At 66.7% G+C, this 12738-nt stretch carries 3 protein-coding genes; 1 reads left to right on the top strand and 2 read right to left on the bottom strand.

Features of this window, described 5'->3' with window-relative positions:
* Positions 1–52: 52 nt before the first annotated feature.
* Positions 53–1393 carry a helix-turn-helix domain-containing protein gene (locus AC067A_RS19515; RefSeq protein WP_479243721.1) on the top strand — a complete coding sequence of 447 codons (1341 nt, stop codon included), beginning with the start codon at positions 53–55 and terminating at the stop codon, positions 1391–1393.
* 186 nt (positions 1394–1579) lie between these two features.
* On the opposite strand, the gene AC067A_RS19510 is transcribed toward AC067A_RS19515, so the two are convergent.
* Both AC067A_RS19510 and AC067A_RS19505 read right to left on the bottom strand, forming a co-directional pair.
* Positions 1580–6592 carry a hypothetical protein gene (locus AC067A_RS19510; RefSeq protein WP_479243720.1) on the bottom strand — a complete coding sequence of 1671 codons (5013 nt, stop codon included), beginning with the start codon at positions 6590–6592 and terminating at the stop codon, positions 1580–1582.
* 423 nt (positions 6593–7015) lie between these two features.
* Positions 7016–12568, bottom strand: coding sequence for a DUF4011 domain-containing protein (locus AC067A_RS19505; protein WP_479243719.1), 5553 nt, complete (start codon positions 12566–12568; stop codon positions 7016–7018).
* Between the last annotated feature and the right edge of the window lie 170 nt (positions 12569–12738).

Genomic DNA, 12738 nt, shown 5'->3' with positions numbered 1-12738 from the left:
CCCGCACGCACGGGGAGTAGCCTCCTGACTACCAACCTGAGGGGAGGGTGGGATGTCTGACCCGATGGCTCTGCACCCGCTGACCTACGTACGAGAAGGCAAAGGCTGGGGCAAGGCCGAGTTAGCCAGGCGCATGCGTGAACGCGGGGCCGAGCTGGGCGTACCGCTGGCCACCAACCGGACGACGGTCTGGAAGTGGGAGCAGGGGCAGGCGCCTGACGCGGACGCGCAACGGGTGCTCGCCGACCTACTGGGCGTCGCCGAGGATCACGTACGTTCGGTGCCATGGCCCCGCTGGCTGCCGGCATGGGAGGCGACAGCGCTGGCGGCCCCGTGGACTCCGGCCGGCACCGTGAAGGTATTCGCTGATCTGGTCAGGAGCGGCCACATGGATCGTCGGGGATTCCTGTCCATCACCGGCGTCGCGCTGACAGGAGTCGCCGCCAACTGGGCAGCCGCCCCAGAGGCGTTCGCCTCGGCAATCGACGGCGACCGCGTCACCGACGCGATGGTGACCACCATCGAAGCGCGCGTGCACACCCTCCGCACCCTCGACGACCAGATGGGCGGCGCCCGCCTCCTGGACCAGGCCACCAGCGACCTCGCCCTGATCACCAGCCTCCTCGACCACGGGCGCTACACCGACGCCATCGAACACCGCCTGTACGCCACGGCCGCCCGGGTGTCCTACCTGGCCGGGTGGATGGCCTACGACAAGGGCCTCCGCTCCCTCGGCCAGCGCTACTACGTCGGAGCCCTCCGCAGCGCCCACAGCGCGAAGGACGACGGCTTCGGCGCCTTCATCCTGGCCGAGATGGGCGTCCACATCTCCGACTCCGGCGACACGGCCGCACGCGTGAAGCTCATCGACACCGCCATCGGCAACGCGCCGTCGGCCCTCCCGTCGGCCGCGACCTCGTACCTCTACCTCCACCAGGCCGAAGCCCTGTCCCGAGACACCCAGCACGAGTCGGCCGGCAAGTCCCTCAACCGGGCCTACGACCTGTGGGGCGCCCACCGCGAAGGCGACCGCCCCGACTGGCTCGGCTGGTACGGCGAGGCCCAGCTGAAGTCGACCGAGGGCAAGATCATGCTGCGCTCCGGCTTCCCCGAGCGCGCCACGAGCGCCCTCGCTGTGGCAGTGGACCAGGCGGTCCCCCGCGACCGCGCCGTCCGCTCCGGCCGCCTCGCCACCGCACGACTGGCTGCCAGGGACCTCGACGGCGCTCTCGCCGCCGCCAACGTCGGCCTGGAACTGCTGGAGAACCGCGTCCGCTCCGACCGGGCACACGTCCGGCTGACCAAGTTCAGCCGCTACCTCGAACCGCACTCCACGGTGCCGGCCGTACGAGAGTTCCGCGACCGTCTCTCGGCTCTGCCTGCTTCGGGCTGACAGCACGAGGTCTCGCATGCCCCAACCGTGGTGGAGCCGTCGATCTGCGGCAGGAATCGTGCACCCATGGCGCAATCATGTGCGAAATGCCCGCCAGTGACCCCACACCCGAACTGATCCGCGATGCAGCCAGTCCTCAACCAGGGAAGCCGATGAGGTCATGTCGGCGAGCCCCGCGTCGTGAGCTCACTCTTCGATTAGTTGCAGGGTGGCTGCTCGGTGGTCACCTGCTGCCGCCAACCCGTCGACGAGGCGTCGCCACCGCGCAATATGGGCCGGCAGCATTTCATCGCGTGAGTGAAGTGTCTTAAGCCAGTCGGTGACGTACCAGCACTTGTTGGCGATGACGCCATAGTTATCGTCGATCAATCGCTCCGCCAAGTCGAGCCCCCTGTCTCGCTGCCATTGCAGCGGAGCACACTTGCCAAGTTTCGCGAGTGCGTCGAGGGCCTTGGGTTCCTGCCGGGCAATCCTTATCCACCGATCTACGAGGCCGGCGAGGCTGTCGGGGTGTAGCCAGCCTTCTCGGGCGCGATCTAGGGTCGCGTCGATGTCGGTGTCGCTCATGTCGATCTCGGGAGCAGGTAGTAGCGCCCCCAGTGCGTAGTCGCCCCAGTGGTGATCGGTGCGTAGTTCAGTGCCGTCGCCGATGGCATCGAGGGCGGTCTCCATGACGACGGACCAAATGTCCAGAAGGGCCGGGCGTAGGTCATCGTCATAGGTGAACAGCACGGTGAGGTCATGGAGGAAATCGTGCAGGGCGCGACCATTGGCAGCGAAGCGCTGTACATGTGCTTTGAGCGGCTCGGTGTGACCCCTGAGCGCCAGGGCAACGATGACGCGAGCGATCTGCCGGCTGTGCCGGTTCTCGTACCCTTCCCTCGCCCAGTGGTCGGCGGCGCGGGCGTGGGTGTCAAGCAGGACTTCAGCGAGTCCGTTCGCCTGATCTGCCACACAACTGTTGCTGAGGGACGCTGAACCGGCAGCAATAAGTGGCGGAATCAGTGACGTCAGATAGAGCCGCTCCGTCTCGACCTCGGGCAACGTCTGCTCGTAAGGACCGTCGAGCCGGGGACGGCCGAGTACACCAGTGGTCGGGTCCCAGTCGCCAAGGCGACAGTCCTGCAGTCCCGCCCGCACGACGTTGAGCACTACTTGGTGGCGGCACGGGCTCGACTGCTGGTCAGCGTCGCACGGCGCGTCCCAGACAGGTTCGACAGCCAGGGCAAACGCGATGCGCACCTCGTCGAAGTGGTTCGTGGTGCAGCGGTCCAAGGCGCCGATGATTACCTGACGATCGAGGTCGACGTCATCAGATGTCACGGCCAGGAGTGCCGGCAGTCCAGTCGCCGCAGATCGATCAGCACCCACCGAGTAGAAGGAAGAAGAGACGTACTCAGCCCGACTCGGTTCGGCGATCGCCTCGATCAGGACATCCGTCGCCCAACGCAAGTCGTCAACCGGCACCTGGATCCGTCCGCGGGCGTGTGCGACGGCTGCGGCAGCAGCGACGGCAGCAATCGGGTCAAGGCGGTTGAGAGCAGGACTGGGTGGGTCGTCGCCCAGGGATCGCGCCAAGGCGATGTCAGCCAGAAGAGTGTCGACCGGGGCAACGCGATCGGCGGATCTGGCGTAGGTGTTCTGCAAGCGCAACGCCTGGCCGGCACGGTCGAACATCTCAGCTTCGGGCTGCATGCGAGTCGCCAGCGGCTCGGGGTGCTGATACTGCACGATCAAGTTGCCAGACTCATCAGTTTCCGGATGAAAATTCTCCGGACTGAACGTCGCCGCCCATCCCCGTACTGAGGTGAGCATCCGATCAGCATCCGCACCGCCCTGGGAGTCAGCAACCAGTTCCTCGGCACGACGGATGAGTTCCTCGCCTGTGGCCGCGAGCTCGTTCAGCCGGTTCTGATCACCGGAGAGGGTCGCTCGGATGGTGAGTTCGGCGGCGACGTCACGCAGATTGCTTCGACGGCGAGAGCGCCCCACAAGGTCAGGTTCGTCCGGGCCTTGTACGTGCAGCACTCCTTCACCAGCGACTCGCGCGAATTCCAGATGCCATACGTCTGGGTCCCGCATCCAAGGATCCAGCAGATCACCCGCCTGCTCCAGATGCCGCACAAGGAACCCGACCACGAGGCCAGGCATGGCCAGGTTGTTGCAGTCACGCAACAGCAACTGCATAACCCGAGCCATCGGAATATCAGCGATGGCCACAAGCTGGTCCGCGAGGCGCTCAACCGCGAGCAGCGCACTCATGCACGGGTACGGGCCGACCGACGACCCTCGATACCAGGCCCATACGTGTTCGTCCCCGACGCAGTGCCTGACACCGACCCCCGGCAGATCCAGATCCACGCCGGTCAGCTCATCTTCGGGAATCTGAACGTGGCTATCGCGGTCTCCGACCCGGATGGCCGCCGCATGGTCGAGCATCCGATTGATCAACGCCAGCGTCGGCACGGTGCGGGCCTTCAGCAGCTGCCAGAAGGGGCCGTGGTACCAACCTGCCATCCGTTCAGTGATGCCTCCACGAGCACGGTGGTGCCGGATGCCATCATCAAACGGGTACGAACGAAACCCGCCGTATTTAGCCGCCTCGGAGTCGTATCGTTCGATGTAATAGGACTCAGCAAAGACCAAGAGCAGATCCGGCTGATGCCTAGCCATGCCCGTCACGGGCCAGAAATTCTCCACGACAGGGTCGAGGCGTGCACCACCGTCGTCAGCAATTCCCCTGAGGAACGCCTCGGCCCGTCCGTCGAGATCTGGGCCAAGCAGTGCCAATGCTTCCACGGCAAATTCGTCCCAATGCTCTGGCTCGGCCGCGAGGATGCGGTCCCTCACCGTCTGCCGAATTGGGATGGATACACCCACCTCAGCTCTCACCAGTCCGCGCAGCCAGGCCAGCACCAGTTCGCGGATGGCGCGACTCATGTCATAGGTAGCCCGGGAACTGCCGTCGGAGTCGGCATCGTGTTCGCGGCAGAAGGTCAACTCGACCAGCGGCGCAAGCACCACCGGGTCGCCGACGTCATGGGACGCGTAGCGCTGCATGGCCAACCGAATCGTTGTACGCAATCCGGCTTGCCGGTCCTTCTGCAACTCGGGCCATGCCCGGCCGAGGACCTCGCCGGCTGTACCGAGGGTGAGCACTGCCTCCCACGGCACATCCGACCACCGCTCGCCGTGGTCAACCGCGATCTGATCAAAGACGGCACGCAGGTGTGCAAGCGACCGCCTGACGTCAGCAGTAGTGAGTAGCTGGGCCTGGCATGCGACACGTGCGGCACGTAGCGCCCAGCGCGGCGCATCGGCAGCTGAGAGGAGATCGAAGCCGTCCGTGACGAGCAGCCGCACCATTGCCATGTCTCGCACGAGATCGCTGGCAAATCGATCGGACGGGTTCCAGGCGCTGGTCGCGTTCAGCGGCGCCAGCAAACCGTCGGAACGCAGGGAAGGCAACGCGGTTGAATCAGGTGGCGCAGAGTTCTCGTGCGGAAGCAGCTGACGCCTGGCCAGTGCACGAAGAGATTGATCACGAGCGTCAGGGGAGGGCCCTCCTGCCACCACCATCTCTCCGCGGCGCACCAAGTGCCCCCAGACGGCAGCGAACAGGTCGGCCTCCGACGCCACTCCTTGAGGGGCCGCCACGCTCGGACCTGCACGCAGCAACATGTCAACCAGACCTGGCCTGCCCAGCAACCACTGCGCCCGTTCGTCACTGGCCCACCGCTGCAGTTGCGGAAAGACCTCAACCAACTGCGTGATCTCAACCGAGGTCAGCCGAGGGACCTCATGCTCACGAACGAGGTTCTCGATGACCTCGCCGTGCCGCTCCACACCTTCCGCTGCCTGCATGAGGACATCACGTGCGGCTCCGGAACCATCAGTGCGGGTTACCGCCACCACGCCAAGCCCGGCGGTCATGGCCGCCCGTGCAAGGTCGGAGAGCAACCGGGCACGGCCTTCCAGCACCGACTCCGCGCCATCAACGACCAGAAGGCGCCCCGTACCGACCGCCGAGGCACCGAGCACCACTGCGAGGCGGGCACCGAGCAGCGTCTCGAATTCCACCAGGGTCGCGGGAATCTCTCGCAGGTTCAGCACTGTGACTGCGACCCCGTCGGCTCGCAGCTGGCCGGCGATACGCAAGGCCAGAGCCGACTTGCCAGCATCAGGCTCACCGTGAACGATCAGTGCGGTCGCCTGCGATGCGACCGCTCTTGCTTCGGCAGCCAGGGCGCTTCCGGCCTCGACGCGCTCCAACTCAAGGTTCTCGCCAGCGCCGGTCAACCGGAACCGTACGAGATTCTCAGCCGTCTCCGACAAGGCGTCGAGGACACGCCACGCTGCGGGGTAGGACGGGGAGCGGTCAAGAGCCGCAGCCCCGGAAAGCTGCCTTCGCAGCATGCTCTCGGTGGCAGTGGCCGCTGCCGGGGCGTACCCCTGAGAGAGCCTGCCCAGCGCTTCGAACAGTGCGTCGGCACCCTCTACGGAGGAGTCGGGAACGATACCCCGCAGACGCCCCACGACCGCTGTGCGGTCGGACTCGTCGACTCCCTCCAGCCTCAGCTCCCACAACCAGAGCACGTGCAGGACTCGCCAGGTCAGCTCCGCGTCAGGTGTCTCGGTACGTACCTTCGGGCTGGCAGCCGCCTTAGCGATCAACGAATCCAGATGAGTCAATCGCGTGCGAACAGCGTTGCTCGTACGTCCCGCCTGTTCTACGGCTGCGCGGAACGACTCCTCATCGGGCTGCCCATGAGCGATCACAGCCAGCTCACGCACCTGTTGTACGGCCGGATTGGGACTGGCCACTGCAACTGCCAGGCGCCAGCGTCCCGTACTAGCCTCGTCCCAATGGTCGGTAACAACCCGCAGGTAGGACACAAGTAGGTCCGCTGTGGAATCGTCGCTGGTTACGAAGCTCGGGGCCCTACGCACTCCGATCGACAACCGCCGCTGCGCTCCGTCGGCTGTGTTGCCGACGACGATCAGGTCGTCTACGGCACTGAAATGACTGTCCTGAAAGCGCACTTCCACCGGCGTCACTTCGTCGCCCAAAGCCGGCACTGGATCGCCTAGGAGAAGGTGAGCCAGTAGCACAGCACCGAAACGGTGCTCCAAGACCGTGCCACCGCCACCAGTCGAGTACGGGCTGGCCACCTGTTCCACTCCGTCGCGCCCCACCATCTCTGCATCATATGGCGCACCACCCCATCGCAGGCGGGTACGGCGATAGCACGTGGTCCCCCCTTCGGCCGGCTGTCACACCGCCGTGGAGATGTCGCCCTCTCAAGGTTGGAGTACGGCTGGTCACACGCCCGGATGCGTGCGCGGACGGAGCGGCATCCGACGTCAGCAGGCAAGGCCGGGGGTGCTGACCTGCACGGACAGCACCACCCGGCACGGAAAATCACTCCCGATCACGGACCCGATCCCACTGGAGCTGCTGGAGAACCGCGTCCGCTCGGATCGGGCACGCGTCCGGCTGACGAAATTCAGCCAACACCTCGAACCGCACTCCACGGTGCCGGCCGTACGAGACTTCCACGATCGTCTCCGAGCCCTCCCCTCCGCTGATTGACGGACCTGGTCGATCGCCTGGCGTTTCCTTCAGTCGCGAACGTGTCGGATTTGAGCGGTCCGTCGCTTGCCTGATCCGTCTTCGTACTCGACCGTGGAGTCGGCCATGCGCCACAGCAGGGCAGCGGCAAGGGGCGAGGACGGGCTGAGCACCTCGCCCTCCACCATCGCCGGGCTCTGAGAAGTGATCTCGTACTCCTCGACGTCTGTGGACCCGCCGAAGGTCAGGCCGATCAGACGACCGGGGGCGACCATCTTTCCGCCAGTCGCGCCGGGAGCGGGGGGCACTGCCTTGAGGAAGGTCTCCAGGAAGGCTGCGCGCTCCTTGAGCTGTGCACAGCGCTTCTCCCAATGGCGTCGGTTGTCAGCGCGCACCCGGTAATCGGTGGCGGGGTCCACAGGCTCCGGCTGCTGCAGATACTCGCGGATCTGGGACAGTTCGTTCTCGACACGGCGACGGGAAGTCTCGGCCAATGCCGATACCGGATACCGGGGGGCAGGAGTGGCTTCGTCGCGTCGCGGGGCCGGCACGGTGCCGCTCCGCCGCGCGGAGGCAGGGGAGGCAGCGGTCCGTGCTCCATTACCCCGAACCGCAGAAGGCCGCTGTGCGGACCCGCTCCGCGATTCGACTCGCGGCGACGGTGCTTCCGCGTCCGCTCTGCCGCCCGCAATCACACGCGGGGTACTGGGGGCCGTCCTGACGAGAGCCACCGCGCGATCGACCGCAGCACGGAGCCGGGCTTCGGCTCCGGACCGGTCGCGGTACCAGTCGGTGCCCCAGATCCGGTGCAGCTCCCAGCCGAGTCCTCGCAGCACTCCTTCGCGCAGGCGGTCACGGTCGCGTGCCGCCTTCGAGGAGTGGTACATGGCACCGTCGCACTCCACGCCCAACGCGTACAGGCCCGGTCGGTCCGGATGCCGGACGCCCAGGTCGATGCGGTAGCCCGCGACGCCGACCTGAGGCTGTACGTCATAACCCCAGTTGCGGAGCACCGCCAGTACGGATTCCTCGAACGGGCTTTCCGGCTGGGCGTCCGGGTCCACCGCCTCCTGGGAGAGCACGGACGGCCCGCTCTGTGCGTACCTCAGATAGCGGCTGAAGTGCCGGAAACTCTTGCTACCGGTGTCTCCTACCTCACCCGGTTCGAACGAGGCCACGACCTCCACACGGTAGCGCGCTCGGGTCACGGCGACGTTCAGTCGGCGCCAGCCATCGGCTTTGTTCATCGGACCGAAGTTCTTCGAGAACTTGCCCTGGGCGTCAGGGCCGTAACCGACGGAAAGGATCATGACATCCCGCTCGTCGCCCTGCACGCTCTCCAGGTTCTTCACGAAGAATCCGTTCAGCCGGTCCTCGGAGAAGCACTCGTCGAGATCCGGGCGGCTCTGCCGGGCCGCGTCCACAGCGTCCTGGATCGCGACGGCCTGCGACTGGGACAGCGCGACGACGCCCAGCGACCGGCCCTTGCGCGTACCGAAGTGGTGGATGACCCGGCGGGCCACCGCTTCGGCCTCCCCGGGGTTGTTCCGGGCGGCTGCCCCCGATCGGTAGACGCCCTCCGTGGCACGGTAGAAGGCGACGCCGACATCCTCACCCTCAGCATGAGCGCCCGGGAAGGTCGTCATCGACTCGTCGTAGAACTCCCGGTTGCTGAAGGCGATCAGGTCCTCGTGACGGCTGCGGTAGTGCCAGCGCAGGGACAGACTTTCCAGCAGTCCGCTCGCCTTGCAGAGGTCCAGCACGGAAGCGAACCTATCCGGGGCCTCTTCGTCCTCGAGGTCCTCCTCATCGTCGTCAGCAGAGGAGAAGAACGCGGTGGGCGGAAGCTGCTTCTGGTCGCCAGCGACGATCAGTGCCCTTCCGCGATAGACACAGTTGATGGCGTCCTGCGGCAGGACCTGCGATGCCTCATCGAAGATCACCACGTCGAAGACTAGGTCGGACGGCAGGAAGCGGCTCACGGTGAGCGGACTCATCATGAAGCATGGCTTGACCCGTGACACCGTGTCCCTGGCGGCCTCCAGCAGCTCCCGCACGGGCTTGTGTCGACTCTTCTTCTCGCCCTCGCGCTTGAGCAGCGCCGCACCCGGCGTGCTCGTACTCCGCGGGCGGCGGCCATCACACGCTTGGACGACGCGCAGACGGGCATGGTCAGCCAGTCTCGCGTCCAACTTCCGGAAGCCGACCACGAGATCGTCACGGTCAGCGGACCGGGAGGTGGCCAGCCGCCGGTCGTCGGCCAGTTGAACATCCGCCCAGGCGCGGAGCACCGCACGTTCGACCACGTCTGGGAAGTCTGCCGGAGTGACCCCACGGCGCACCGCCCGGTCCACCAGGTCTCCAAGGCCCAGGTCGTCGAGGGAGCTGCGTCCGATGTCGTAAGCGCGCCACTCGTCAGGACCGCCTCGGTCGCTGTCCAGAACGGCCAGCGCCTTTACGGCCGCGTCCTGGCCATCGACGAACGACTGACGCAGCTGCTCAGCGCGTTCCGGACGGAACAGATTCGCCAGTGCCTCTGAGGCACGTGACCACGCGTCCGCAGCGGCTTCCAGTTCCGTGTCGGATTCCGCCCGGTAGAAGATCTCTGCGGCGGACGCGCTCAGGAGAGTCTTCTGCTGAAGCCCGCACGACTCACGCAGAGCGGCGATCCAGTCCAGGCCGGCGGTCAGGTCGGGCACCTTGGTGCTCCTGGCCGCGTAGAGGTCACCCAGGAGTTCTCGGTCCGCTTCTTCCTTCGACTGGAACTCCGATACGGCGGCACGCGTCGCCTGTACGGTACGGACTGCCGCGCGTGCGGAGGCGAGAGTCCAGGTGCCGGGCGCCGCGACCGCGCCTCCGTCCGCGGCAGCCGTCTGCTCCACGATCCGCATCAAGCGCTCCGCAGTTCGCAGCGGCGCTACATGCGCGCGACTCCACTGCGCGGCGGCACGGAGACTTCCCGGTTCCAACTCGTACGACGGCCCAGGCATGGGCGGCAGCACGAGAGAGTCCCGCCATTCGGTCAGCCGGGCGGCAGCCTGCTCCGCAGTGTTCCTCGCGGCAGCACGCGGCTGTCCCCCAGAAGCCACCTCGCGTGCCAACGCGTCCTGGTTGATCACCCGGGGAGCAAGCGCCAGGATTTCATCGGCCCGTGCTACGAGGGATTCCAGGCCATCGAAGTCAGTGTCCTCGCCCCGCCAGTGCTTGCCAAGGGCCGCTGCGTGGTGGCCGACCTCAGCTTGCAGGGTCCGTGCCGCCTGCTGCCAGGCCACCGCCGCCGGCAGCGTGGCCAGCACCTCCTTGGTGCACTTGCCGCCGTCGGGGAGGAGTGACCTCACCAACCGCCGGTCGGCTCGACACGCTGCTGTCAGCCTGGCAGTGATGGACCGGTGCACCGTGGCGAACCGGTGCGCCACGTCTTCGAGGGAGTCTTCCTGCAATACCCGGTCCGTGAAGATCCCTTCGGCCTTCTTCCGCGCCGCACTCAGGCGGTCCACGGCTTCGCGCAGGACCTGTGTGGCGGTCCTCGCACCAGCCGCGCCCTCTCGGGTGAGCCATGCCGCCAGCGGCTTGGCATCGTCGGAGTCCCCCGCCAGGTCGGCGAGGCGGCCCAGACGAAGGGCTTCGTCGCAGGTCTCGGGGGCCGGCAGGCCGTACATCGCGGCAACCGCCGCCAGCGACTTGACTGCCTCGTCGAGTGCTGTGGCGTCGGCTTCGAGCCGATCCCCGAGCTCGCGCGCGGCATCAGCGGTGAGCGCACTGATATCGATGGCCGGGGGCAGCAGAGTCGCGAGAGCGGTCTCCTCAGGGCTCGGCGTGGCGTCCACTTCGGCCGACAGCTGGTCCCATGCCCTGCCGAGTGTCCGCTCCGCCGACCGCTCGGCGTCGATGACCGCGTCCAGGCAGCGTCGGAAGTCTGCTACCGCTGTGGTCAGACCGTGGTACTCGGCGGTCAGCCACAGGAACGGCAGAGTCGGCCGCGCACCGGCGATCTGGAGAAGAGCGGTCAGCCGGGATGCGTCCCGAACTCCCTGCCAGCCGAGTTCGGCGAGGAGATCCGCGTGCGGCATCAACCTCGTCTCCAGCTCGACGAGGGTCTCGGTGGCGAGGTCGAGCGCCTGCAGCGGGTCTCCGGTGGCTGTCAGCCCATACCAGGAGAACGCGGTGCCTTCCGCAGCCGGCCGCCACGACCTGCTGACCTGGCGTGCCGCCACCGTCGCCTGGCCCAGTCGCTCGGCACTGAGCTCCGCCGCGTCAAAGGCGGGGGCCGGGGGCAGCGGGTGGGAATCGTCGAGAAGGGAGATCCGTCCCAGGACATCGTGCAGGCTCGCGTCGAGACCGGGCCGAATCTCATTCATCGCCGCCGCGTATCCGGAAAGTTCCTTGCGCAGTTGGCGAGCGCGGTTGAGGTCCGCCTGGGCGCTGCCGGGTGAGGTACGGCGGGGCGCCTGCAATGCCTGGCCGAGTTCCTGCGCCACTTGCTTCCGGCCCATGTTGTTGCTGTGCAACGCCAGGACGTAGTCGTCGAGACCGAGATCACCGAGCCGGTTGCGGACTACGTCGAGTGCTGCCGCCTTCTCGCTGACGAACAGCACGGTGCGGCCCTGCTCCAGCAGGCCCGCGATCATGTTGGTGATCGTCTGGCTCTTGCCGGTGCCGGGCGGTCCATCCATCACGAAGCTGCGGCCTTCGAGCGCGGCGGCGACGCACTGCCGTTGGGAGGAGTCCGCGTCGAGCACCAAAGGGGCGTTCTCGGGCGGCTGGACCTCGTCGATGCGATCCGTGTCGACGGGGTCGAAGGCAAAGGTTCCGGACGCAATGCCGGAGTCGGCGCCGAGCCCGATGGCTCGCACGAGGGCGCTGGCCTGCACACGGTCGGCATTGTCCAGGAGGTCCCGATACATGACCTCCTTGCTGGAGTTGAACGTGTCCAGCACGACCCGGTTGGTGACCTTCCAACCGCGCACGTCGGCCACCGCGTGCCGTACCCGCGCAAGCAGCTCCGGAATGTCACGGTGGTCCACCTGGTCGACACGCGGCCATTCGATGCCCAACTCGCCCATCTTGATGGCAAGGGCTGGGTTGAGGGATGGCTCCTCATCCGTATTGATCTTCAGGACGTACGAGTCCCCACGGCGCCGTTCCAGGACGACCGGCACTATCACCAAGGGTGAGCTGAAGCTCTTCTCGGCGGACGTGGCCGGCGTCCAGTCAAGGAAGCCCACGCCGACATGGAGAACCCACAGGCCGTAGTCGTTGAACTTCTCCCGCGCGACCAAAGCCAGGCGCCGCAGGTGCCGGACCTGCTCGACCTGGGTGGTCTTGGAGGTCTTGAGCTGCACACCAGGTCGGCCGCCTCCGACTCCTGCCCGGGACGCGGGGGTGTCGATCCCCCTCGCACCGGCGATGGAACCCGCCGGATTCGCCGCGATGGCCGGCGCCGAACCTGTGGTCTCGTCATCAGACTTCTCGTCGCGCACGACAGAGAAGGTGCAGCCACGGGATAGCCCTTCCAGGACGCCGGCGAGCCCGGGCTCGACCAGATCCATGCCCGCGGACGAAGAGCGGCGCTGATAGTTGAGCAGCCGGTTACGGAGGCTCAAGTCAATGAGTGAGTCCCGCCATGAGGCAAGCAGCTTGTCCAGCCGAGCGCGGTCCGCGGAAGGCAGCGAGCCTTGACGGGGCATACAGCGCAGCTCCCTCACTGATGAAGATGCCGTGAAGGCACTAGACGAAATGGGTGAAGCATAGCGGCGCGCCGCCACGACGTCTG

It is taken from the genome of Streptomyces sp. NPDC043176 (genome assembly GCF_056436715.1).
This window is presented reverse-complemented; position numbering and strand designations above follow the sequence as displayed.

What these genes read in the sequence shown, in the direction of transcription:
- AC067A_RS19515 (WP_479243721.1), top strand. Translation starts at nt 53, where the DNA reads ATGTCTGACCCGATGGCTCTGCACCCGCTGACCTACGTACGAGAAGGC.
- AC067A_RS19510 (WP_479243720.1), bottom strand. Translation starts at nt 6,592, where the DNA reads ATGGTGGGGCGCGACGGAGTGGAACAGGTGGCCAGCCCGTACTCGACT.